17 protein-coding genes and 1 pseudogene are annotated in these 24,797 nt (G+C 68.5%); 9 read left to right on the forward strand and 9 right to left on the reverse strand.

Translation table 11 applies throughout. From position 1 onward, the window contains the following. Positions 1 to 88: 88 nt before the first annotated feature. The 4 genes from rplI to rpsF form a co-directional block, all read right to left on the reverse strand. On the reverse strand, positions 89 to 535 hold the full coding sequence (gene rplI / locus ACIQCH_RS05090) for a 50S ribosomal protein L9 (protein ID WP_402578046.1): 447 nt from the start codon (positions 533 to 535) through the stop codon (positions 89 to 91). Positions 536 to 553: 18 nt separating this feature from the next. After that, on the reverse strand, positions 554 to 790 hold the full coding sequence (gene rpsR, locus ACIQCH_RS05095; RefSeq protein WP_005315025.1) for a 30S ribosomal protein S18: 237 nt from the start codon (positions 788 to 790) through the stop codon (positions 554 to 556). A 43-nt stretch (positions 791 to 833) separates the two neighbouring features. Then, positions 834 to 1,427, reverse strand: coding sequence for a single-stranded DNA-binding protein (locus tag ACIQCH_RS05100; RefSeq protein WP_402578048.1), 594 nt, complete (start codon positions 1,425 to 1,427; stop codon positions 834 to 836). Positions 1,428 to 1,499: 72 nt separating this feature from the next. Continuing rightward, complete coding sequence (gene rpsF, locus ACIQCH_RS05105) at positions 1,500 to 1,790, reverse strand: 30S ribosomal protein S6 (protein WP_003956532.1); 291 nt, start codon at positions 1,788 to 1,790, stop codon at positions 1,500 to 1,502. A gap of 271 nt (positions 1,791 to 2,061) precedes the next feature. Between rpsF and ACIQCH_RS05110 the strand changes: the two genes are divergently transcribed. The 3 genes from ACIQCH_RS05110 to ACIQCH_RS05120 all read left to right on the forward strand — a co-directional run bounded on the left by ACIQCH_RS05110 (position 2,062) and on the right by ACIQCH_RS05120 (position 4,753). Further along, a complete protein-coding gene (locus ACIQCH_RS05110) occupies positions 2,062 to 2,376 on the forward strand; it encodes a hypothetical protein (protein ID WP_402578050.1) in 315 nt (104 codons plus the stop codon). Positions 2,377 to 2,520: 144 nt separating this feature from the next. Next, complete coding sequence (locus tag ACIQCH_RS05115) at positions 2,521 to 3,639, forward strand: lipid II:glycine glycyltransferase FemX (protein WP_402578052.1); 1,119 nt, start codon at positions 2,521 to 2,523, stop codon at positions 3,637 to 3,639. 82 nt (positions 3,640 to 3,721) lie between these two features. After that, positions 3,722 to 4,753: an alanine racemase gene (locus ACIQCH_RS05120; RefSeq protein WP_402578054.1), complete on the forward strand. Its 1,032-nt coding sequence runs from the start codon at positions 3,722 to 3,724 to the stop codon at positions 4,751 to 4,753. Between the two features lie 39 nt (positions 4,754 to 4,792). On the opposite strand, the gene ACIQCH_RS05125 is transcribed toward ACIQCH_RS05120, so the two are convergent. The 4 genes from ACIQCH_RS05125 to ACIQCH_RS05140 form a co-directional block, all read right to left on the reverse strand. Continuing rightward, entirely contained in the window at positions 4,793 to 6,241 is a 1,449-nt protein-coding gene (locus ACIQCH_RS05125; protein WP_402578056.1) for a glycosyltransferase family 87 protein, read from the reverse strand. 222 nt (positions 6,242 to 6,463) lie between these two features. After that, positions 6,464 to 7,369, reverse strand: coding sequence for a hypothetical protein (locus ACIQCH_RS05130; RefSeq protein ID WP_402578058.1), 906 nt, complete (start codon positions 7,367 to 7,369; stop codon positions 6,464 to 6,466). A gap of 1,292 nt (positions 7,370 to 8,661) precedes the next feature. After that, positions 8,662 to 9,366: an ABC transporter ATP-binding protein gene (locus ACIQCH_RS05135; protein WP_402578060.1), complete on the reverse strand. Its 705-nt coding sequence runs from the start codon at positions 9,364 to 9,366 to the stop codon at positions 8,662 to 8,664. 1,179 nt (positions 9,367 to 10,545) lie between these two features. Next, positions 10,546 to 13,326 (reverse strand): transglycosylase domain-containing protein, encoded by a 2,781-nt coding sequence (locus ACIQCH_RS05140; protein ID WP_402578062.1) that lies wholly within the window; start codon positions 13,324 to 13,326, stop codon positions 10,546 to 10,548. A 272-nt stretch (positions 13,327 to 13,598) separates the two neighbouring features. On the opposite strand from ACIQCH_RS05140, the pseudogene ACIQCH_RS05145 reads away from it, so the two are divergent. The 3 genes and pseudogenes from ACIQCH_RS05145 to ACIQCH_RS05155 all read left to right on the forward strand — a co-directional run. After that, positions 13,599 to 14,198: pseudogene (locus ACIQCH_RS05145) on the forward strand (helix-turn-helix transcriptional regulator); the annotation flags it as partial. A 53-nt stretch (positions 14,199 to 14,251) separates the two neighbouring features. After that, a complete protein-coding gene (locus tag ACIQCH_RS05150) occupies positions 14,252 to 15,334 on the forward strand; it encodes an inositol-3-phosphate synthase (protein ID WP_402578064.1) in 1,083 nt (360 codons plus the stop codon). A gap of 120 nt (positions 15,335 to 15,454) precedes the next feature. After that, positions 15,455 to 16,723: an MFS transporter gene (locus tag ACIQCH_RS05155; RefSeq protein ID WP_402578066.1), complete on the forward strand. Its 1,269-nt coding sequence runs from the start codon at positions 15,455 to 15,457 to the stop codon at positions 16,721 to 16,723. A 75-nt stretch (positions 16,724 to 16,798) separates the two neighbouring features. On the opposite strand, the gene ACIQCH_RS05160 is transcribed toward ACIQCH_RS05155, so the two are convergent. After that, entirely contained in the window at positions 16,799 to 18,241 is a 1,443-nt protein-coding gene (locus ACIQCH_RS05160; protein ID WP_402578068.1) for a CCA tRNA nucleotidyltransferase, read from the reverse strand. 207 nt (positions 18,242 to 18,448) lie between these two features. On the opposite strand from ACIQCH_RS05160, the gene ACIQCH_RS05165 reads away from it, so the two are divergent. The 3 genes from ACIQCH_RS05165 (at position 18,449) to ACIQCH_RS05175 (ending at position 24,774) form a co-directional block, all read left to right on the forward strand. Further along, positions 18,449 to 20,716 carry a DUF6049 family protein gene (locus ACIQCH_RS05165; protein ID WP_402578070.1) on the forward strand — a complete coding sequence of 756 codons (2,268 nt, stop codon included), beginning with the start codon at positions 18,449 to 18,451 and terminating at the stop codon, positions 20,714 to 20,716. Between the two features lie 47 nt (positions 20,717 to 20,763). Beyond that, on the forward strand, positions 20,764 to 22,941 hold the full coding sequence (gene murJ, locus ACIQCH_RS05170) for a murein biosynthesis integral membrane protein MurJ (RefSeq protein WP_402578072.1): 2,178 nt from the start codon (positions 20,764 to 20,766) through the stop codon (positions 22,939 to 22,941). 117 nt (positions 22,942 to 23,058) lie between these two features. Next, a complete protein-coding gene (locus ACIQCH_RS05175) occupies positions 23,059 to 24,774 on the forward strand; it encodes a discoidin domain-containing protein (protein WP_402578074.1) in 1,716 nt (571 codons plus the stop codon). Positions 24,775 to 24,797 lie beyond the last annotated feature (23 nt).

Raw genomic sequence — 24,797 nt, forward strand, 5'->3', positions numbered from 1 at the left:
TTTCACGTGAAACGGAAGCCGGCCCGGGACGGGACCCAGGAACGACGAAGGGCCGCACCCCGGGGGGTGCGGCCCTTCAGCGCAGCACTCAGGCGGCGACGACCTCGACGCCCAGCTTCGCGACCACGTCAGCGTGCAGACGCACGGAGACCTGGTGCGAGCCGAGGGTCTTGATCGGGGCACCCAGCTCGACACGACGCTTGTCGGTCTTCGGGCCACCCGCAGCCTCGATCGCCGTGGCGACGTCGGCCTGGGTCACGGAGCCGAAGAGACGGCCGGCGTCGCCCGAACGGACGGCCAGGCGAACCTTCAGACCCTCGAGCGCAGCCTTGACCTCGTTGGCCTGCTCGATGGTCGCGATCTCGTGGATCTTGCGGGCGCGGCGGATCTGCGCCACGTCCTTCTCGCCACCCTTGGTCCAGCGGATCGCGAAACCACGCGGAACCAGGTAGTTGCGAGCGTAGCCGTCCTTGACGTCGACGACGTCGCCAGCGGCACCGAGGCCGGACACCTCGTGGGTCAGGATGATCTTCATGATTCGGTCACCCCTTCCTTAGCGCGCGGTGGACGTGTAGGGCAGCAGCGCCATCTCACGGCTGTTCTTGACGGCCGTGGCGACGTCACGCTGGTGCTGCGTGCAGTTGCCGGTCACGCGACGGGCACGGATCTTGCCGCGGTCGGAAATGAACTTCCGCAGCATGTTCGTGTCCTTGTAGTCCACGTACGCGGTCTTGTCCTTGCAGAACGCGCAGACCTTCTTCTTAGGCTTGCGCACAGGCGGCTTCGCCATGGTGTTTCTCCTGTGTGATCAAGAAGTTTGGGTACGAGCTGCCCTAGAAGGGAGGCTCGTCCGAGTAGCCGCCGCCGTTGCCGCCGGAGCTGCCGCCCCAGCCGCCACCGCCGCCGCCCTGCTGGCCGCCGGACGGTGCGCTGGAAGCCCACGGGTCGTCGGAGGGAGCTCCGCCGCCCTGCTGGCCACCGCTGGGGGCTCCGCCCCAACCGCCACCGCCGCCGCCCTGCTGGCCGCCGCCACCGCCGCCGTAACCACCCTGGCCGCCGCGACCGGTGGTCTTGGTGACCTTGGCCGTGGCGTTGCGCAGGCTCGGGCCGACCTCGTCGACCTCGAGCTCGAAGACCGTGCGCTTGACACCGTCGCGGTCGTCGTACGACCGCTGCTTCAGCCGGCCCTGCACGACGACACGCATGCCTCGCTGGAGCGACTCGGCGACGTTCTCCGCCGCCTGGCGCCACACCGAGCAGGTCAGGAACAGGCTCTCGCCGTCCTTCCACTCATTGGTCTGGCGATCGAAGGTGCGGGGGGTGGACGCGACACGGAACTTCGCGACTGCCGCCCCGGACGGGGTGAAGCGCAGCTCGGGGTCGTCGACAAGGTTGCCGACTACCGTGATGACGGTCTCGCCTGCCATGGATGAACCTCTCGGCGGGGATTGCTGCTGGCTGCTTGTGCTACTCGAACCCGATTACCTCTGAGCGGAAGCTCAGTGGGTCTCGGGGCGGAGGACCTTGGTCCGGAGGACCGACTCGTTCAGGTTCATCTGGCGGTCGAGCTCCTTGACGACCGCAGGCTCGGCCTGCAGGTCGATGACCGAGTAGATGCCCTCGGGCTTCTTCTTGATCTCGTAAGCGAGACGACGACGGCCCCAGGTGTCGACCTTTTCGACCTTGCCGTTGCCCTCACGGACGACGGAGAGGAAGTTCTCGATCAGGGGGGCGACAGCGCGCTCCTCAAGATCGGGGTCGAGGATGACCATCACCTCGTAGTGACGCATGTGGAACCCACCTCCTTTGGACTCAGCGGCCACGGTCGTTCCGTGGCAGGAGGGTCGTGATGCGTGCCGCACGGATCTCCAGAGAGCAGAGACCGCGCAGACCGTACAGAGTACCTGCTCACCTCCTTCCGGTTGAAATCCGGCGAGGAGGGGCCACAATCTGTACACAACGGGTGTGCGCGGTGCTATGCCCGCCGGACGGGCGCGAGCCCGCCGGGGAGCCGGGCGGCGGACCCGCGGCACCACACTCCAGCGCCGGGAGGTGCCCCTCATGGCACAGGCAATCCGACCCCAGTCCGAGATCTCCCTCCTCTCCACCGACGGCAAGCCGCACCCGCTCCAGGACACCCTGATGGCGGTCACGCTGATCCTCGGCGCCGTGTCGTTCATCACCGCGTGGTTCTACAACCTGCACCTGCTGACCTCGTGGACCGGCCTCATCGGGATCCTCACGGGGGCCTACGGCCAGTTCATCTCGGAGACGACACGCGAGCGCTTCGCACTGATCATCGGCCTTGGCGCGTCCGGCATCGGGTTCTATCTCGGCATGGCCCACGGCGGCCTGTTCGGCGGCGTGGTGAGCTGAGGGACGCCTCCCCCGCGACGGACACCTGCGCACGTGGAGGGGCGGTCCGGGCACGACGGCCGGGCCGTCCCCCAGAAGGGTGGCGCCCTTGTCGCAGTAGGCTTCGCGGCATACCCAGCGAAGCCGCCGGAGGAGACGCCCCGCATGAGCCTGTCCCTGAGGACCATCAGCCGAGAGCAGCATCTGGCTTACATCCAGAGCCTGCCCTCGGCGAGCCACTGCCAGGTCCCGGCGTGGGCCGACGTCAAGAACGAGTGGCGGTCCGAGAACCTCGGCTGGTTCGACAAGTCCGGCGAGCTCGTCGGCGCGGCCCTGGTCCTGTACCGCCAGCTGCCCAAGGTGAAGCGGTACCTCGCGTACCTGCCCGAGGGCCCGGTCATCAACTGGTACGCCCCCAACCTCGAGGACTGGCTCCAGCCGATGCTGGCCCACCTCAAGCAGCAGGGCGCCTTCACGGTGAAGATGGGCCCGCCGGTCGTCATCCGCCGTTGGAACGCGAACGCGATCAAGGCCGGCATCCAGGACCCCGAGGTCAAGCGCCTGCGCGACGTCGAGGCCACCTTCATCGAGCCGCGCGCCTTCGAGGTCTCCGACAAGCTGCGCCGCATGGGATGGCAGCAGGGCGAGGACGGCGGTGCCGGGTTCGGCGACGTCCAGCCGCGCTACGTCTTCCAGGTGCCGCTCGCCAACCGCTCGCTGGACGACGTCCTCAAGGGCTTCAACCAGCTGTGGCGCCGCAACATCAAGAAGGCCGAGAAGGCCGGCGTCGAGGTCGTCCAGGGCGGATACGAGGACCTGGCCGAGTGGCAGCGCCTGTACGAGATCACCGCCGAGCGCGACAAGTTCCGCCCGCGCCCGCTCAGTTACTTCCAGCGCCAGTGGACGGCCCTCAACTCCGAGGACCCGAACCGGATGCGCCTGTACCTCGCCAAGCACGAGGGCGAAGCCCTGGCCGCCGCCACGATGCTGACGGTGGGCCAGCATGTCTGGTACTCCTACGGCGCCTCCGCGAACCACAAGCGCGAGGTCCGCCCGTCGAACGCGATGCAGTGGCGCATGCTGCGGGACGCGTACGCGCTCGGCGCGAGCGTCTACGACCTGCGCGGCATCAGCGACTCGCTCGACGAGACGGACCACCTGTTCGGCCTGATCCAGTTCAAGGTCGGCACCGGCGGCGAGGCCGTGGAGTACGTCGGCGAGTGGGACTTCCCGCTCAACAAGCTGCTGCACAAGGCTCTCGACATCTACATGTCCCGCCGCTGACGATCGGTCCGGCGGACCGCTGACGCGGCCGCCGGGAATCCAGGCGAGACCCCCCACTTTCGAGAAAGGCTCCGGACGGGCGATGGCGCTCACGCTCTACGTCGACACCGCGCGCTGGCGTGCGCACCACAAGCAGGTGCTGGACCAGTTCCCCGGTCTGATCCCGGTCTGCAAGGGCAACGGATACGGCTTCGGCCACGATCGGCTCGCCGACGAGGCGACCCGGCTCGGCGCCGACGTGCTGGCGGTCGGCACGACGTACGAGGCCGCCCGCATCAAGGACATGTTCAGCGGCGACCTGCTGGTCCTCACCCCGTACCGCCGGGGCGAGGAGCCGGTCCCGCTGCCGGACCGTGTGATCCGCTCGGTCTCCTCCGTGGACGGCGTCCGCGCCCTGGTCGGCGTCCGCGTGGTCATCGAGGTCATGAGCTCGATGAAGCGGCACGGCATCGCCGAGGACGAGCTCGGCCTGCTGGCGGGGGCCGTCGACGACATCCGCCTCGAGGGCTTCGCGATCCACCTGCCGCTCGACCGCCCCGACGGCTCCGACGCCGTCGAGGAGGTCATCGCCTGGATGGACCGGCTGCGCGCGGCCCGGCTGCCGCTGCACACGATGTTCGTCAGCCACCTGCGGGCCGAGGAGCAGGCCCGGCTCCAGCAGCAGTTCCCGCAGACCCGCTTCCGCGCCCGGATCGGTACGCGGTTGTGGCTGGGCGACCACGACGCGACGGAGTACCGCGGCGCGGTCCTGGACGTCACGCGCGTCAGCAAGGGCGACCGCTTCGGCTACCGCCAGCAGAAGGCCGCCTCGGACGGCTGGCTGGTCGTGGTCGCCGGCGGCACCTCGCACGGCGTGGGCCTGGAGGCGCCGAAGGCGCTGCACGGTGTGATGCCGCGGGCCAAGGGCGTGGCGCGGGCCGGCCTGGCCACCGTCAACCGGAACCTTTCTCCGTTCGTCTGGGCGGGCAAGCAGCGCTGGTTCGCCGAGCCCCCGCACATGCAGGTCTCGATCCTCTTCGTGCCGTCCGACGCCGACGAACCGAAGGTCGGCGACGAGCTGGTGGCCCACCTGCGGCACACCACGACGCAGTTCGACCGCATGGTCGACCGCTGACGCACGGCGGGCCGGGGGTCCTGACCCCCGGCGCGGGGGTCAGGACCCCCAGTCCACCCGCTGACCCGCCGAGGGCGCCGCGTACTGCGGTGCCCTCGCGGCGTCTCCGAGCACGAACACGTCCGGCGCCCCGTCGAGCACCCCGCCCGAGGGGTCGTCCGAGCCGTCCCGGCGGACGACGTCCCGATCGGGCCGCAGGATGTCGCGCACCACGACGGCGCACAGGTACAGCGTCGCCAGCAGGTGGGCGGCGATCGCGAGCTGGTAGCCCTCCAGGGGCAGGCCCTGGTGCTTGTCCCCGTTGGTCGAGTAGGCCAGGTAGAACCAGATGCCCAGGAAGTAGAGGACCTCGCCGGCCTGCCAGATCAGGAAGTCGCGCCAGCGCGGCCGGGCCAGGGCAGCGAGCGGGACGAGCCACAGCACGTACTGCGGTGAGTACACCTTGTTGGTGAGGACGAAGGCCGCGACGACGAGGAAGGCCAGCTGGGCGAAGCGGGGCCGGCGCGGGGCGGTCAGCGCCAGCACCGCGAGGCCGCCGCAGAGGCCGAGCATGAGCAGGACCGCGTACGTGTTGGCGGCGTCCAGGGGGTTCCCGGTGCGCTGGGAGACGAGCAGCCAGAGCGAGCCGAAGTCGATGGGCCGCTCCTGGCTGAAGGTGTAGAACTTCTTCCAGCCCTCCGGCGCGAACAGCATGACCGGCACGTTCACCAGGAGCCAGGAGCCGACCGCGCCCGACACCGCCAGCCCGTACGTGCGCCACTTCGCGGCCCGCCAGCACAGCACCAGCAGCGGCCCGAGCAGCAGCACCGGGTAGAGCTTGGCGGCGGTGGCCAGGCCCAGCAGGACACCGAAGGCGAGCGCCCGGCCGCGCGACCACATCAGCATCGCGGCCGCGGTCAGGGCCACGGCCAGCAGGTCCCAGTTGACGGTGGCGGTGAGCGCGAGGGCCGGTGCCAGGGCCACCAGCAGCGCGTCCCAGGGCCGGCGCCGGTGCGTGCGGGCCACGCAGACCACGAGCACGGCGGCGCAGACCATGAGCATGCCCGCGTTGACCATCCAGTAGACCTGCTGGCGGTGCTCCATCGCGCCGCCGGTCGGCGTCAGCCAGGAGGCCGCCTCCATGAAGAGGCCGGTCAGTACCGGGTACTCCAGGTACTCCATGTCGCCGGGCAGCCGGTCGACGTACGGGGTGAGCCCGTCGGCGAAGCCGCGGACCCGGTACAGGTGCGGGATGTCCGAGTAGCAGGCGTGCGTGTACTGCGAGGTGGCTCCGCGGAACCAGGCCCAGTCGTAGCAGGGCACCTTCTGGGCCATGCCGAGCGCGAACATGCCCAGCGCGACGATGACGAGAACGCGGACCGGGGTCAGCCAGTGCCCGCCGAGCAGGGCGCGGCGGCCGAGGGGCCCGCCGATCAGCTCGCTGCCGGCCGCGGCGACCTCGTCCTGCTGGGTGGGCGGTACGGGGCTGTCCCCGTGCACCTTCGTCATGGGGGTCATCCTGCCGTACCGATCCATGGACACGGAGGGCCGTCGCAAACTCCTGATGCCGACGGCCCTCGAACTACTGCTAGTTGTGAGGTGATTCGCACCGCAGGATCGACGTTGTACCCAGCTTCGAGCGAGTGTTGCTCGCCGAGATGGACAGCCTTCCTTCAGGTCTACATGAGTGGCCCAGCCAGGCGATCGACCACGACGAATGCGTGTGACGCTCTATTCGTCACGCGACCTCCAAGCATCCGCCTGTTTAACTGCCGTGATGGCCCCCCAAATCCATCCCACTAGAGCGACGGTTAGGGCCGCTGTGCCACAGGCGAGGACAGTCTGATCGGAGATGAGTCCTTGGCCCCCCTTGGTTTGGGGCAGGGCGACCCAGAGGCCGACCACACTACCGGCGATACCAGCTATCAAGATCGGAAGGAACAAGGCAAAGACGCTTACGAGCCAATATATTGATCGGTTTCCGGCGAGGACCGCCAAGGGGGCAATGGAGCGGCCTAGACGGAGGAATTCAGCTAGCCCTGAGAGCAGCACGGCTACGCCGAGGGTGCCGACACCAAGCGTACCGAACAGTGTCAACCATTCTCCCTGGAGCTGATTAACCATGGCGCCTCCCAGCCAAGACGCACCCACTACTCCAACGTCCGCACCCAGCGAGAATTCCCGATAAGCCAGACGCGCTATTTCCGATTCGGGCAAGTCGGATCCGTCCCCTGAGACCAGCAGATGCGTGACCATCCCATTTTCCGTGAATGCAAGCGACTCGACGGTCTCGACATACAGGCGATTCAAGCCGACAACTGCCTGCATACGAGGATCACCAGGGCGCTCAGTCACGAGCACTTTGACTTTTGAGCATTCAATATGCACCACTGCAAGGCTGACACAATCGCCCGAGAGCGTTACGCTCTGCCTCTCTGGTGATAGTTCGGCCACCAAATGGACCATCGTTGGAGGCAAGCTTTCGAAGAACCTAGCGGTGGTGTCGGCGTCAGCTCCGCGCGGAGCAACGAGCAACATGGACGAGCCGATGCGGTGAGCGGTTTGTTCTGCGGCCCTGGCCGGACCTCCTACTTGCCCCTGCCAGGCAGCCACCTGCAATACCACAACAATGGCCACAGCTACACCACTCGTCATACGGGCAACGGGGCCAGGGTGAAATGCTAGGCGGCACCCAGCCACTAGGATGCTGGGCGCACCATGGCGACGACCGCTTTTAGCTAGCGTTCGCCCTATGCCCCTCATGGACATCGCGACGGCAGCAGGCAAGGTTGCCACACAGCCAATGACACCTGACCAATTCATCAGCACAAACATCGACGTGCCTGGCTCAAAAACGTCGGGACCACGAGTAGCGAGCAGCAACATCAGCGGGAATGCCATTGCCCAGCGACTGACCCCGTGAGAAGTGTCCTGGAGACCTGTCCCACGATGTTGCGCACCATCGGCCAGCCGGGCCTTATTCGTGATAAGCAGAGCAACCACAATGCTGGCCACAGCAGCCAGAATCGCTATCACCCATGCCCACCACCGTAGGCGTAGGTCGGATGCCACCAAGACGTGTCCGGTCCACGGGACTACCACGTCCGTTAGAGACGCGGTGCCGGCAATGCCAGCGGCAGTGAGAGAACCAGCGGCGACGGGTACTACTGCCTCACCGAGCGTGATCAGAGCCCTCTGACGGGGAGTGCCTCCCAGGGCTGCGATAAGGCCAACTCGTCGGTCCCTGCGATGCGAGCCAGTCCGAACGGCGACGATCGCCAGCACGGCTGCCGGTGCAACCACGAGGCAGGTGACCATCCCAATAAACAACCACAACGGTTTGTCGTAGTCGGTCTGCCCGCTGAACCTATAGACAGGCCCAGCCATGGGGCCGAAGCCGATGATGGGTCTAGCCGTTATATTTTCCTTCAACGGCTTCAGCGGCACAACGTATGCGAACAGTTCGTCCGGGGATTGAAGCCCCTCTTCACCGAGCGTTCTCACAACAGTGCCGTAGCGACGTCTTACGTCAAGGTTGGAAGCTTGCGACAGCAGTGCGGGGGACAACGCCGCCTGTCCCGGCGAAGGCCAGGCTGCAAGACCTGGAGGCAGTGGGGCATCAGAAACCAGTGGAGTAAGGAAGACAACTGTGTAAGGCCGGACCCCCGGAAGAACGTCCCCAACTTCGGCATAGAGAACCTTGCTGGGCTTGCCAGCCCCGACGCCATCGATGAAGACCGGACTCCGATCAAGCCCTCGCTGGCGTTGCCCCTCGTACGTGGCCTGAGCTGCGACCAATGCGATGAGCGACAGAGCGAGAATGAGCGTAGCCAGAAAGACTGCGGCAAACCGCAGTTGCCGGGCTTCACTGCGCTGAGCGGCTGCGGCTCCCAGCCTGAGCAAACGTGCTGTGGATATGGTCCCGCGACTCATGCCTCGCTCTGCTCCCACGGTACAGTCGAGACGACGTCCGCATCCCGCAGTACTCCTTCGTTCAGAACGAGCATTCGATCTGCGCGCTGTGCTACAAGCGGGTCGTGCGTAACGACAAGCAAGCCACAGCCCTGCTGACCGGGCAGAGCGAACAGTGCATCCGTCACCACTTCTCGGGCGGATTCGTCAAGTGCCCCGGTGGGTTCGTCCGCCAGGATTAGGCTTGGCGAGTTGATCATAGACCGGGCGACAGCAGTACGCTGACGCTCTCCGCCCGACAGTTCCGCACTAGTCTCTGAGTCTGGAACACCAAAGCGCCCCAACAGATCGCGCGCCCTCGCATAAGCATCAGCGCGGGAATCGCCAGCCAATAGCGCTGGCAGAGCAACATTGTCGACGGGTGACAATTCCGACAATAGCTCACCGGACTGAAACACCATGCCGATATGATTGGCTCGATGTGCAGCCAAACTGGCGCCTTTCAACCTTGCCAAATCTATGCCCGCCACTTCCACGCACCCTCTAAGCGGCCTGATCAACCCCAACGCACAGGAAAGCAAAGTCGATTTACCCGACCCGCTCGCCCCCATGATGGCTACCGACTCCCCCGACTTGAGGCTTAGATTCACATCCTGAAATAGCGCCCGCCCGGGGTGCTCATGCTTCAGGTTCAACATTCGAAGAACATGGACTGCACTCATGACGAGTCCCCTCCAGCGCCGCACGTCTCTCTCACTGCGGATTCCGCCTCCCAGTCCACGACGCTCCAATCGAAATACATATGACTTCCCAAGGGGCACACCATGAACGACATAAAAATAATGCGGGGCGTAACACCCGAAGGCGTCCGCCCCACATTACTCAACTACCAGCAGGCCTCGACACCCACGAGGCACAGGGATCTGGAATAAAGTCCTCCTCGTCGCAGGCCCGCATCTTGTCAATCGGCCATGTTTGCATCGGGCTGTACTTAGTCGTCCCACCCCCAGTGGTGTTCCGAGTTTCGTGATGCCACGGGTCCGTCCGCTTGTACCACTCAGCGTAGGCCTCATCGCCATCCGCGCTGTTGTCGCGGACAGCAACTTGGTAATTTGTTCCCCTACTCCAAGCCTGAGTCTCGTCCGTCGCGGACCAGAAATCGTAGGCCATGGCGGGAGTCGACGCGAATACCGCGATCACGCTGACCCCTATAGCCGCCAACCTCTTGAAGCCCTTCACGGCCCCCCTTAATTTTTTAGTCACGCCCGAATCCGCAGTTACGGATACTGTGAACTCTGAACAGCCCGACCATTAGAAATGATCAACGCCGAGCAGGGTTTGATTATAAAGCAAGATCAACGATTAGTTACGCCGGGCCACAAAGACACAACAAATAGAGGTTGAACATTCCGCTTCGGACAGGAGAGCCTGTCGGCCCCTACGCTCCGGATCTACATCGACAACGGCACGGTTAACCGCCAAGTGCCCGAGCCGGAGATTCGTCGTTGATTCGCCATGCATCGCCCGTATCAAAGGTTCCACTGTTGTCGGTCGCTGACGCCCAGCTGGCGGTGGCCGAGCGCTGGCTGCCTCGTCTCGCAACCGCACAGGTGCTGGCCCAGCGATCGGGGATCGTGCTGGAGTGTGCCAAGACCACTCGCTCATGGAGGTGTCCGGTCGGCTGCGGATCGCTCGTGACGGTCCGCACCTGGCGACTGCACCGCGCTGGGCCAGGACGGCTTGTGCGACGACCCGCGGCCTGTGCCCCATGGAGGATCAGCGGCGCCAGCGCTCAAGGAATCGTTGGGGCCCGCTCAGCCGTGTGGCTTCCAACGCCCGAGGGCCGTCGCAGCGCGTGCGACGGCCCTCGGGGCTCGGTGGTGCGGTGGGGACGGGGCGGGCTAGCCGAAGAGGCCTCCGCCACCGTTCGAGCGGCCGGGTCTGCCGCTCCTGGTGGGTGTCGGGCTCGGGTCGGCCGTCGAGCCGCCGTCCGCGCCGGCATCCGTACCGGCGTCCGTTCCGGCGTCCGTGCCTCCGTCGGACTTCCCTCCATCGGACTTGCCGCCGTCGGACTTGCCGGGGCAGTCCCAGTCCAGCGGGCCGCAGGACGGGCGCGGCTTGCGCGTCTTCGACGGCGTGGGCGAGGGCGACTCGGACACCTCGTCGCTGGGCGAGGCCGAGGGGCTGGTGGAGATGCTCGGGCTGGCGGTGGGGGCACCGTCGCTGTCGGCCTCGACGCCGATGTCCTCGGGGTCGGGGAAGTCCAGCTTCGGCTGGTCGGCCAGAGCCGCCTTCATGTACTCGGTCCAGATCTCGGCCGGGATGTCACCACCGTGGATCGAGGAGATGCCGCCGGTGCCGTTCATCGACAGCAGCTCCTTGCTCTCGCTCGTCGGGTCGGTGCGGAACAGCGTCACGGCCGTGGAGAGCTGCGGGGTGTAGCCGACGAACCACGCGGACTTGTTCTTGTCGGTGGTACCGGTCTTGCCGGCCGCCGGCCGGCCGAGCTTGAGGACCTTGGTACCGGTGCCCTTCTGCACCACGTGCTCCAGCACCTTGGTGATGTTGTCGGCGATGGAGTTGTCCATGGCGCGCTTGGACTCGAGCTCGTCGAAGCCCTCCAGTTCGGTGCGCGCGCCGTCCTTCGTCTTCTCGACCTTGGTCACCGAGTAGGGCTCCCGGTGCGTACCGGAGGCGGCGAAGGTGGCGTACGAGTCGGCCATGCGGATGGCGCTGGGCGTCGAGGTGCCGAGCATGAACGAGGCGTCGTTGTTCGGGTTCATCGAGTCCGGGAGGATCCCCGTGGACTCGGCGACATCGCGGATCTTGCTGTGGCCGACGTCGAAGCCGAGCTGCACGAACGGCGTGTTGATGGACTTCTGCATGGCCACGTCGAGGGTGACGTAGCCGTAGGCGGTCGGGCTCTCGTTCTTCTGGCGGAACGGGCGACCGTTGTTGCCCATCACGGGATCGCCGTCACGGTTCCGGATGGCGAGCAGGTCATTGCCGTTGTACTTGCTCATCGGCGAGATGCCCCGGCCATCGGAGTTCTTGGTGCCGTACTCCATCGCCGCGGCCAGCACGAACGGCTTCCAGGTCGAGCCGACCGGGACACCGGAGGTGTTGGCGTTGTTGGTGAAGTGGTTCTTGTCCATGCCGGCGCCGCCGTATATGGCGGCGATCTTCCCGGTCTTCGGCTCCACCGAAGCGCCACCGAACTGGACGTACCTGTCCGTCTCCGGGCGCTCCTTCTCGTCCAGGAACTCCTTGCGGGTCTTGTCGACCGCCTTGGCCAGGGCGTCGACCTTCCTCTTGTCGAAGGTCGTGTAGATCCGGTAGCCGCCCATGTCGAGGTCGCGCTGCTCGATATGCCCCTTCTTGAGCACGTACTGCTTGGCGATCTCCACCAGGTAGCCGGTCTGGCCAGTCAAGGACTGGGAAGCCGAGAGCGGCTGGAGTTTGGGGAACGTCGTGTACTTGGCCCGCTCCTCCTGCGACATCCGCTTGACCTCGACCTCGCGGTTCAGCACCCATTCCCAGCGGAGCTTGGCCCGCTTCGTGTTCGCCTCGGGGCTGGCCATCGAGCCGATGCCGCCGTCGGGGTTGTAGAGGTTCGGGCCCTTGAGGATCTGCGCCAGGAAGGCGCAGTCGGAGGGGTCGAGCTTGCTCGCGTCCTTCTTGAAGTACGCCTGGGCCGCCGCCTGGATGCCGTATGCGCCGCGCCCGAAGTAGGCCGTGTTCAGGTACCCGGCCATGACGTCTTGCTTGTCACCCGTCCACCCGAGCTTAACCGAGATCAGGAGCTCGTTGAGCTTGCGGGTCATGGTCTGGTCGGAGTCCAGGAACGTGTTCTTGACGTACTGCTGGGTGATGGTCGAGCCGCCCTGGACCGAGCCGCCCTTCGCCATGTTCCACGCGGCCCGCGCGATACCCATCGGGGCGACGCCGTGGTCCGTCTCGAAGGACTCGTTCTCCGCCGCGATCACGGCGTCCCTCATGGCCTTGGGGATGTCGCCGTACTGGAGGATCTGCCGGTTGCGTTCACCGCCGACCGCTGCCATCTGCGAGCCGTCGGACCACAGGTAGACGTTGTTCTGGGCCGTCGCCATGTCGTTCGGGTTTGGGGTGTCGACGAACGCCAGCGCTATGCCGGTGGCCGCCGTCAGCACCGCGAAGCAGCCCAGTGCCGTTCCGCCGACCAGCTTCCACGAGGGGACGAAGCGCTTCCACCCGTCCTTGTCGGAGCGGGGGTAGTTGATGAAGCGCTTGTCGGGTACGCCCCGGCCACCGCGCCCGCCGCGTCCACCGGCCGGCTCGGCACCCCTGCGACGGCTTCCGCTTCCGCGCTGCGCGGCCCGTCGGGCCTCGGCGCGGCCGCCGTAGACCGGCTGCTCCTCGCTGCGCGACTCCTGCCCGTACGGGGTGCGTCCCTGCGGGGGCTGCTGCCGCGGCGGGGGGCCGGGCGGCTGCTGGCCGTACTGGCCCCCGGGCCGGCCCGGCGCGCCCTGCCGACCGTACTGCTGCCCGCCCTGGGGCTGTCCGTACGCGGGGCGCTGCTGGCCGTACTGCGGCTGTCCGTACTGCTGGCCCGGCTGGCCCCCGGGGCCCTGCGGGACCCCTCGGTGGCCGCCGGAAGGGCCACCGCCCTGGGAATGCGGGGGTTTGCGACGGTGCTCGCTCATCGAACGACTACTCCTCGGACAGGCGAGTGCGCCTGGAAGCGGCAGGTGAATTCCGGTTCCACCGGAGTCACCGCACAGACTACGCACGGCCAAAACCCTCGCAGTACCGAAGTTCACCCCAAATCAGGCAACTTGCCTCCCACGAATTGGTGATGTGACGCCGGTCACTATGTCCCCGCTTGCCGACCGGATCACTCGGATCTATCGTCTGGATGTATCGAGTCGATACATCGGCACGACATACGGAACCAGGGGCGGAGGAGGTTCGGCGGGTGAGCAGACGCTCCGGCATCCTTGAGTTCGCCGTCCTCGGTCTGCTTCGTGAATCCCCCATGCACGGGTACGAGCTCCGCAAGCGGCTCAACACCTCGCTGGGGGTCTTCCGGGCGTTCAGTTACGGAACGCTCTATCCCTGCCTCAAGACGCTGGTCGCCAACGGCTGGTTGATCGAAGAACCGGGGAACGCCCCGGAAGACGCTCTCGCCGCATCACTCGCAGGGCGCCGCGCCAAGATCGTCTACCGGTTGACGGCGGCAGGTAAGGAGCACTTCGAGGAGCTGCTCTCCCACACCGGCCCCGACACCTGGGAGGACGAGTCCTTCGCCGCCCGCTTCGCGTTCTTCGGTCAGACCGAACGCGATGTTCGCATGCGGGTGCTCGAAGGCCGCCGGAGCCGGCTCGAGGAGCGCTTGGAGAAGATGCGCGCCTCTCTGGCCAGGACGCGTGAGCGGCTCGACGACTACACCCTCGAGCTGCAGCGGCACGGGATGGAGTCCGTCGAGCGCGAAGTGCGCTGGCTGAACGAGCTCATCGAGAGCGAGCGGGCGGGCCGGGACCAGAGGCGCCCCGGACCGTCCGACGACACTGCAAAGTGAGGCCCTGCTCCGCGCAGGCCTCATCCGAGAACAAACAGGGAGCAACCGGAATGGGTTCGGTTCGCGTAGCCATCGTCGGCGTGGGCAACTGCGCCGCCTCGCTGGTCCAGGGCGTGGAGTACTACAAGGACGCCGACCCGGCGACCAAGGTCCCCGGCCTGATGCACGTGCAGTTCGGCGACTACCACGTCCGTGACGTCGAGTTCGTCGCCGCGTTCGACGTGGACGCGAAGAAGGTCGGTCTCGACCTGTCCGACGCCATCGGCGCCAGCGAGAACAACACCATCAAGATCTGCGACGTCCCGAGCAAGGGCGTGACCGTGCAGCGCGGCCACACCTTCGACGGCCTGGGCAAGTACTACCGCGAGACCATCGAGGAGTCCGCCGAGGCCCCGGTCGACGTGGTCCAGGTCCTCAAGGACCGCCAGGTCGACGTCCTGGTCTGCTACCTGCCCGTCGGCTCCGAGGACGCGGCGAAGTTCTACGCCCAGTGCGCCATCGACGCCAAGGTCGCCTTCGTCAACGCCCTCCCGGTCTTCATCGCCGGCACCAAGGAGTGGGCGGACAAGTTCACCGAGGCCGGCGTGCCGATCGTCGGTGACGACATCAAGTCCCAGGTCGGCGCGACCATCACGCACCGCGTGATGGCCAAGCTGTTCGAGGACCGCGGCGTCCGCCTCGAGCGCACCATGCAGCTCAACGTCGGCGGCAACATGGACTTCAAGAACATGCTCGAGCGCGACCGCCTCGAGTCGAAGAAGATCTCGAAGACCCAGGCCGTCACCTCGCAGATCCCCGACCGCGAGCTGGGCGACAAGAACGTCCACATCGGCCCGTCCGACTACGTCGCGTGGCTCGACGACCGCAAGTGGGCGTACGTCCGCCTCGAGGGCCGTGCCTTCGGTGACGTTCCGCTGAACCTCGAGTACAAGCTCGAGGTCTGGGACTCCCCGAACTCCGCCGGTGTCATCATCGACGCCCTGCGCGCCGCGAAGATCGCCAAGGACCGGGGCATCGGTGGCCCGATCCTCTCCGCGTCCTCGTACTTCATGAAGTCCCCGCCGGTCCAGTACTTCGACGACGAGGCCCTGGCCAACGTCGAGAAGTTCATCAAGGGCGAGGTCGAGCGCTAAGCACGCGCCGGAACCACCCAGGAGCGGGAAGCGGGCCGCGAGCCCTCGTCACCTGTTCTTCCGCGGAGGGTCCTCGGGCAATATGCCCGAGGACCCTCCGCGTATGTGACCCTTGCCCTCATGCCTGCCGTACGTGATCTGCGCGTACTCCTGCGCCTGAGGGACTTCCGCCGCCTGCTCGCCGTACGGCTGCTCTCCCAAGCCGCCGACGGCGTGTACCAGGTGGCGCTCGCCACCTACGTGGTCTTCTCACCGGAGAAGCAGACCTCGCCCGGGGCCATCGCCTCCGCCATGGCGGTCCTGCTGCTCCCCTACTCGGTGATCGGGCCGTTCACCGGAGTCCTGCTCGACCGCTGGCGGAGGCGCCAGGTCTTCCTCTACGGCAACCTGCTGCGCGCCGTACTGGCCTGCGGGACCGCCGTCCTGGTCCTGGCCGAGGTACCCGACTGGCTGTTCTACGTCTCCGCGCTGTCGGTGACGGCCGTGAACCGGTTCGTACTGGCCGGCCTCTCGGCCTCCCTGCCCCGGGTCGTGGACGCGGAGCGGCTCGTGATGGCCAACGCCCTCTCGCCGACCGCCGGGACCCTGGCCGCGGTCGCGGGCGGTGGCCTGGCCTTCGCGGTACGGCTGCTGGCGTCGGACTCCAACGCCGTGGTGGTCCTGCTGGGCGCGGTGCTCTACCTCGGGGCGGGCCTGGCCTCGCTGCGGCTGCCCGTCGGGCTGCTCGGCCCCGACCGGGACCCCGACCACCGCCACCCGTCGCTGGGCGAGGCCGTGGTGCTCACCGCCCGGGGGATGGCTGCGGGCCTCCGGCACCTGGCGCAGCGCCGAGAGGCGGCCCGGGCCCTGACCGCGATGACCCTCATGCGGTTCGCCTACGGCGCCCTCACGGTGACGCTGCTGATGCTGTGCCGGTACGCCTGGTCGGACACGGAGTCCGAGGGGCTGGCCCTGCTGGGGGTGGCGGTCGGCGTCTCGGGCGGGGGCTTCTTCGCGGCCGCCGTCGTCACCCCGTGGGCCGTCAGCCGGCTCGGCACCCTGGGCTGGATCACCGTACTGGCGGGGTCGGCCGCCCTGCTGGTCCCGGCGCTGGGGCTGCCGTTCGCCCCCGGGCCCATGCTGGTCGCCGCGTTCCTGCTGGGCGTGGTGACGCAGGGGGCGAAGATCTCCACGGACACCGAGGTGCAGTTCCGGGTGGACGACGCCTACCGCGGCCGGGTCTTCTCCGTGTACGACGTGCTCTTCAACGTGGCCTTCGTCGGCGCCGCCGCGGTCTCGGCGCTGATGCTCCCGCCGGACGGGCGGTCGGTGCTGCTGCTCCTCGCCGTGTCCGCGATCTACGCGGGTGTGGCGCTCTTCCTGATGCGCAAGAGCCGATGTTTCACGTGAAACATCGGCCCTCGGGCGTGACCGCCGCGCTCCGGCCGTCGACGTTTCACGTGAAACATCGACGGCCGGGCCCGGTCAGTTCTGGGCGGCCCACCACTCCTTGAGTGCGGCGACGGCCGCGTCGCGCTCCATCGGACCGTTCTCCAGGCGCAGCTCCAACAGGAACGTGTAGGCCTGGCCGATCACCGGACCGGGCCCCACGCTGAGCACGTCCATGATCTCGTTGCCGTCCAGGTCGGGCCGGATCGCGTCCAGCTCCTCCTGCTCCTTCAGCTCGGAGATCCGCGCCTCCAGGCCGTCATAGGTCCGGGAGAGCGCGTTGGCCTTGCGCTTGTTGCGGGTGGTGCAGTCGGAGCGGGTCAGCTTGTGGAGCCGCTCCAGCAGCGGGCCGGCGTCGCGCACGTAACGGCGCACCGCGGAATCGGTCCACTCCCCGGAGCCGTACCCGTGGAAGCGGAGGTGGAGCTCCACCAGGCGCGAGACGTCCTTGATGATCTCGTTGGAGTACTTCAGCGCCGTCAGCCGCTTCTTCGACATCTTGGCGCCCACCACCTCGTGGTGGTGGAAGGAGACCCGGCCGTCCTTCTCGAAGCGGCGGGTACGGGGCTTGCCGATGTCGTGCAGGAGGGCCGCCAGCCGGAGCACGAGGTCCGGGCCGTCCTCCTCCAGGTCGATCGCCTGCTCCAGCACCGTGAGGGAGTGCTCGTAGACGTCCTTGTGCCGGTGGTGCTCGTCACTCTCCAGCCGCAGGGCCGGGAGCTCGGGCAGCACGTGGTCGGCCAGGCCGGTGTCCACGAGCAGGCCCAGGCCCGTGCGGGGGCGGGAGGAGAGCAGCAGCTTGTTGATCTCGCCCTGGACGCGCTCGGCCGAGACGATCTCGATGCGGTCGGCCATCGCCTTCATCGCGGCGAGGACCTCGGGGGCCACCTCGAAGTCGAGCTGGGCCGCGAAGCGGGCGGCCCGGAGCATCCGCAGCGGGTCGTCGGAGAAGGAGTCCTCGGGGGTGCCGGGGGTCCGCAGGACGCGGGCCGCGAGGTCCTGGAGTCCGCCGTGCGGGTCGATGAACTCGTTCTCCGGCAGCGCCACGGCCATGGCGTTGACGGTGAAGTCGCGCCGGACGAGGTCGGCTTCGATCGAGTCGCCGTAGGAGACCTCGGGCTTGCGGGAGGTCCGGTCGTAGGCCTCGGACCGGTAGGTCGTGACCTCGATCTGGTAGCCGGCCTTCTGCGCGCCCACGGTGCCGAACGCGATGCCGACGTCCCACGTGGTGTCCGCCCACGGTCGGACGATCTTCAGTACGTCCGCGGGACGGGCGTCCGTGGTGAAGTCCAGGTCGTTGCCGAGCCGGCCCAGCAGGGCGTCGCGCACGGAGCCGCCGACCAGGGCGAGGCGGAAGCCCGCCGCCTGGAAGCGGCGCGCGAGGTCGTCGGCTACCGGAGCCACGCGCAGGAGCTCGCTCACGGCACGGTGCTGCACCTGGTTCAGGGCGCTGGGATTGTCTTCGTTGGCGTTCGGCACAACAGAAAAGGGTACGTGGCCCGCCCGCCCCCGGCCGCCGGGTTTCCCGCGGCCCGGGCCCGCCCCGCGACCACGGCCCGCCCCGAGGCACCGGTCCGCCCCGGCGGACCGTGTGGAGCAGTCCGCGGCACTCCGGCACAGCGGCCCTCGTTACCATGCGTGGACGCACAACCGACGACCACTGACACGACGAGGACGGGCGAGCGCGTGGCCGAGGCGGCAGACATCCACGGGGACACCCCCGCCCCTGCCCGCCGATGGCTGCGGCGGGCCGTCGTCATGCTCGCCGGTACTCCGGTCCTGGCCGGCCTCATCTACGTTCCCGCGGGCTCCGCGCAGGCGGCGCCCACGGCGGCCGGGCCGTCCAGCGTGGACGTCTCCCTGGACTCCTTGACGCCCAGCGCACCGCTCAAGGGCGACACCCTGACGCTCACCGGCACGGTCACCAACCGTGGCAAGGACACCGTCACCGACGCCCACGTCGGCCTGCGGGTCGGACCGCAGATCACCGACCGCGGCGCGGTCGACGACGCCGCCGGGCGCAGCGGGTTCCGTCCCGGCAGCGAGCCCGCCGAGGTGCCGGGCGCCTCGGTGAAGGTCTCCGCGCTGGCCCCCGAGGTCTCCCAGCCCTTCACGATAAAGATCCCCGTGAGCAAGCTCGGGCTGGACGAGGACGGGGTCTACCAGCTCGGGGTCTCGCTCTCCGGGGAGACCGAGAACCGGGGGTACGAGCAGGTCCTCGGGATCCAGCGGACCTTCCTGCCGTGGCAGCCGGACGCCGCCGCCAAGCGCACCCAGCTCAGCTACGTCTGGCCGCTGATCTCCACCACGCACCTGACGGCCCAGACCGGCTCCGACGAGCTGCAGACCCCCGTCTTCGAGAACGACGACCTGGCCGCCGAGCTCCGCCCCGGCGGGCGCCTGGAGCAGATGGTCTCCCTCGGCCGGGAGCTGCCCGTCACCTGGCTGATGGACCCGGACCTGCTGGCCAGCGTGGCCGCGATGGCCAACGCGTACATGGTCAGGACGCCGGACGGGCAGATCGTGCCGGGTCGCAACCAGGCCGTCGCCAAGCGCTGGCTGGCCGACCTGGAGCGGGCCGTGCAGGGCAAGAAGGTCGTGGCCCTGCCGTTCGCGGACCCCGACCTCGCCTCCCTGGCGCACCAGGGCAAGAACGTCTCCGGCTCCCTCGCCCACCTGCGACCGGCCACCGAGAAGGCCCGCCAGGTCGTCGAGACCGTGCTGCACGTCGAACCGTCCACCGACTTCTCCTGGCCGGTGGAGGGCGCCGTCGACCCGGCGATCGTCAACGTCGCCACCTCGGCGGGCGCCCACAACGTCCTCGCCCGCAGCGACAGCTTCCAGGAGACCGGGAACCTGGCCCACACGCCGTCGGCGCCCCGGCCGATCGGCGCCGGCACCACGGCCGTGGTCGCCGACGCCCGGCTCTCCAAGGCCTTCCAGGGCGACATGCTGTCCGCCGAGAACGCCACCCTCGCCGTCCAGCGGTTCCTGGCGCAGAGCCTCGCGCTGAACCTCCAGGACACCGACGCCCCGCGCAGCATCGTGGTCACCCCGCAGCGGATGCCCACGACCAGCCAGGCACAGACGATGGCCGACGCGCTGCAGGCCCTCCAGTCCGGTCGCTGGACCCAGCCGGTCGACCTGGAGGCCGCCGCCAGGGCCAAGCCCGACCCGGGCGCCACCACGCTCGTCCCGGGCGCCGGGCAGTACCCGGTCTCGCTGCGCCGGACGGAGCTGCCGCAGCCGGCCTTCGAGACGATCCGCACCACGCAGACCATGCTCGACCACTTCAAGGTGATCCTCTCCCATCCCGACCGGGTCGAGATCCCCTTCGGCAACACCTTCAACCGCATGATGTCCACGTCCTGGCGCGGCCACCCCGAGGAGGCCGAGGCCTACCGGGACGGGGTACGGGAGTACCTCGAGGGGCTGACCGAACAGGTCAAGCTGATCCCCAAGTCGAAGGCGCACCTCTCGGGCCGCAGCGCCACGATCCCCGTGACCGTGCAGAACGGCCTCGTGCAGGACGTCCACGGCCTGGTGCTGCGCCTGAAGTCGGCGAACCCGACCCGCCTGATGTTCGGCGACGACGGCGAGGCCGAGCAGCAGATCGACGTCCAGGGCGGCCACAGCCAGTCCGTCAAGTTCACCGCCAACGCCACCGCGAGCGGTCCCGTCGAGGTCACCGCGCAGCTCTACACCAAGGACGGCGTCCCCTACGGCCAGGAGCGCAGGTTCACCGTCCAGGCCACCGAGATCACCTCGACCGTGCTGCTCGTCATCGCGGCCGGCGTGCTCCTGCTGGTCCTGGCCGGGGTGAAGATGTACGCGAGCCGCAAGAGGGTCGCAGCCCGGGCCGCCGAGGAGAGCACGCAGCCGAGTGACCCGACGCCGGACACCGGAGGAGAAAGCGACAGCTCCTCCGGCCCGGGTGAGACAGTGGACCGTTGAGCGACACCGTGGCCGGCCGGGCCTGGGGACGATGAGGTGGGGTTTCGATGAACGCGCCGTACGACGGTGACCGCGCGCAGGGAGCGAGCGGTACCGCGCCTTCCAGAGAAGGCGGCGAGGGCGCCCCGGTACCGGGGCAGGTCCCGCCGCCCGCCTCCCCTGCCCAGGACCCGTACGTCCAGGAGGCGTACGAGCAGGACCCGTACCGTTCCCATGACCTCGCGGCCCAGGACCCGGTGACCGAGGCCCTGTACGACCGCGCCGCGCACCCCCCGCCGCCGCCCGGCACCTTCCAGGAGCCCGGCCCCCTGTACGACCGGCCGGCCGCGTCCCCGTACTCCCCCGACCCGCGGGTGTGGGCCCAGACGCCCCCGCCCGAGCCCGACGGCCCCTCCCGCCACCTGCCGTACGGGGACCACGCCACGACCACCGAGTTCGTGGGCGTGGACGCGCTCGTGACCAGCGCCTCCGACGAGGCGGCCGAGCCGGACGCCTTCGCGCACCTGTACCGCGACCAGCAGGCCGCACCGCAGCCGCAGGCCCCGGTCGAGGAGGCCCCGGTGGCCGCCCCCGCGCCGAACAAGCCGGCCGGCCGCGCGGCGAGCCTGCTCAAGTCCAGCGCGCTGATGGCGGCCGGCACGATCGTCTCCCGCATCACCGGCTTCATGCGCACGCTCGTGATGGCCACCGCGATCGGCGTCGGCACGTTCAACGACACGTACCAGATCGCCAACACGCTGCCGACGATGATCTACATCCTGGTCGGCGGCGGCGCGCTCAACGCCGTGTTCATCCCGCAGCTCGTCCGCGCGATGAAGAACGACGACGACGGCGGCGAGGCGTACGCCAACCGGCTGCTGACCCTGGTCGTGGTGCTGCTGGCCGGTGTCACCACCGTCTGCGTGCTGGCGGCCCCGCTCTTCATCACCATGATGTCCCCGAAGATCGCCTCGGACCCGCAGCAGCGGGACGTCGCGGTGGCCTTCGCCCGCTACTGCCTGCCGACCATGTTCTTCATGGGCGTGCACGTGGTCATGGGTCAGATCCTCAACGCCCGCGGCCGGTTCGGCGCGATGATGTGGACCCCGGTCCTCAACAACATCGTCGTGATCGCCACGTTCGGCGCCTTCATCTGGGCCTTCGGCGGTTTCACCAGCACCCACGTCAGCGCCGCCACGGTCACCCCCGAGGGCGTGCGACTGCTGGGCATCGGCACCCTGCTGGGCCTGACGGTCCAGGCCCTGGCGATGGTCCCGTACCTGCGCGACGCGGGCTTCAAGCCGCGGCTGCGCTTCGACTGGCGGGGCCACGGCCTGGGCAAGGCCGTCGGCCTGGCCAAGTGGACCTTCTTCTTCGTCCTCGCCAACCAGATCGGCCTCGTCGTCGTCACCCAGCTCGCCACGTGGGCGGGTTCCGTCGCCGACAAGCAGGGCTATTCCGGCACCGGCATCACCGCGTACAACTACGCCCTGAACCTGTGGCAGATGCCGCAGGCCATCATCACCGTCTCCGTCATGACGGCCGTGCTGCCGCGCATCTCCCGCTCCGCGCACGACGGCGACGCGGCCGCGGTCCGCGACGACATCTCGTACGGCCTGCGCACCTCGGCCGTCGCCATCGTGCCCTGCGCCTTCGCGTTCCTCGCGCTCGGCGTCCCGATGGCGACCCTGCTCTACGCCGGCTCCGGCAGCGGCGCCCGCAACATCGGTTTCATCCTGATGGCGTTCGGCCTCGGGCTCATCCCGTACTCCGTGCAGTACGTCGTGCTCCGCGGCTTCTACGCCTACGAGGACACCCGAACCCCCTTCTACAACACGGTCATCGTCGCCTCGGTCAACGCGGCGGCCTCGGCCCTCGCCTTCTTCGTGCTGCCGGCCCGCTGGGCCGTCGTCGGCATGGGCGCCGCCTACGGCCTGGCCTACGCGGCCGGTGTGGGCGTCGCGTGGCGGCGGCTGCGCACCCGCCTCGGCGGCGACCTCGACGGCGCCCACGTGGTGCGCACGTACGCCCGGCTCGCCGGTGCGTGCGTCCCGGCGGCCGTCCTCGGCGGCGGCACCGCCTACGCCGTCATGGCCCTGCTGGGCAGCGGAGCGCTCGCGTCCCTCGCCGCCCTGGTGGCCGGCGGACTCGTCCTCATGGGCGTCTTCTTCACCGCTGCCAAGCGCATGCGGATCGAGGAACTCAACGCGATGGTCGGGATGGTCCGGGGGCGACTGGGACGCTGACCCGCACAACCATCCGCAGTTTCCGCGTGTCGTGCACAGCGGCGGACTGTGGGCACAATTGGCATGGCTTTGCAGACTGGCCGACAGCGCGCAACGGATGGGGAGGCAGGAACGACGGTGGCGGAACGTAGCACGGCTGCCGTCGACGTGGCCGACAACAGCGGTGACGAGCCGCTGACCGCCAAGGCGGGGAAAGCCACGGCCGACGGGGCGGCACAGACCCAGGAATCCAGGCCGACGAACACGTCCACGACCGACCCGGAGGCCGACCGCGGCCGGTCCTCCGCTCCCGACCTGCACAGCGGCCACAAGCTCGCCAGACGCTACCGCCTCGAGGAGTGCGTCACCCGTCTGGACGGATTCAGCTCGTGGCGTGCGATGGACGAGAAGCTCCGGCGCGCCGTGGGCGTCCACCTGCTGCCCGCCGACCACCCGCGGGCGCGGTCCGTGCTCGCCGCCGCGCGCTCCGCCGCCCTGCTCGGCGACCCCCGCTTCGTCCAGGTCCTCGACGCCGTCGAGGAGAACGACCTCGTCTACGTGGTCCACGAGTGGCTCCCGGACGCGACCGAGCTGACCGCGCTGCTGGCGGCCGGCCCGCTGGAGGCGCACGAGGCCTACCAACTCGTCCACCAGGTCGCGCAGGCCATGGCCGCCGCGCACCGCGAGGGACTGGCACACCTGCGGCTGACCCCCAGCGCCATACTCCGCACCTCCACGGGCCAGTACCGCATCCGCGGCCTTGCCGTGAACGCCGCGCTGCGCGGCATCACCAGCGACACCCCGCAGCGCTCCGACACGGAGGCGATCGGCGCGCTCCTGTACGCCGCCCTCACCCGGCGCTGGCCGTACGAGAACGACGCCTACGGCCTGTCCGGCCTGCCCAAGGGCGTCGGGCTGCTCCCGCCGGACCAGGTCCGCGCGGGCGTCCACCGCGGCCTCTCCGAGATCGCGATGCGCGCCCTCGCCAACGACGGGGCCACCGCGTCGCGCCAGGAGCCGCCCTGCACGACGCCCGAGGAACTCGCCAAGGCCGTCTCCGCGATGCCGCGGATCCGACCGCCGGAGCCGGTCTTCCCGGCCCCCGCCGAGTACCAGCACACCACCTACCAGCAGGGCACGTACGGGCGCCCCAGCGCGATCCCCGGCGCCGCGTCCCCGCCGACGCTGGTGGCACCGCCGCTCCCGGCGCCCCTGCAGAGCCGTACCGGCCGGGCCCTGAAGTGGGGCGTGGCCGCCCTGCTGATCGCCGCCCTGGGGCTGGGCAGCTGGCAGCTGGCCGACACCCTGCTGCGCGACTCGGGCAGCGACACCAACCAGTCGCAGACCTCCGAGGGCAACGAGGCCCCGCCGCCGAAGAAGAAGACCCCTGTGGTGCTGTCGATCAAGGACGCGGCCGAGTACTACCCGGACGGCCTCCCGCAGAACCTCGACGGCGTCCCGCAGGCCCACGACGGCGACTCCTCCACCTACTGGCGCTCGAAGAGCTTCGACGAGGGCCCGAAGCTGATCATCAAGGACGGCGTGGGCCTCGTGTTCGACCTCGGCTCCGAGCACGAGGTCAGCGCCGCCGCGATAAGCCTGCGCGACTCGGGCGACCACACCACGGCAGCGATCTACGCCGCCGACTCGATGGACTCGTCCACCAAGGTGACCGACATGAAGCGGATCGCCTCGGGAACCACACAGAGCAACAATCTGGTCCTCACGGCCAAGAAGCCCGTGAAGACCCGCTACGTGGTCCTGTGGCTCACCGAGATGCCCAAGTCCGGCCGGGACGAGTTCAGCCGCGCCGGATACAAGCAGGGCATCACGAACGTGAAATTCACCGGCTGACCGGACAGCAGGGGAGGGGCTCA

This window comes from Streptomyces sp. NPDC093225, assembly GCF_044753805.1.
In the GTDB taxonomy this organism is placed as follows: domain Bacteria; phylum Actinomycetota; class Actinomycetes; order Streptomycetales; family Streptomycetaceae; genus Streptomyces.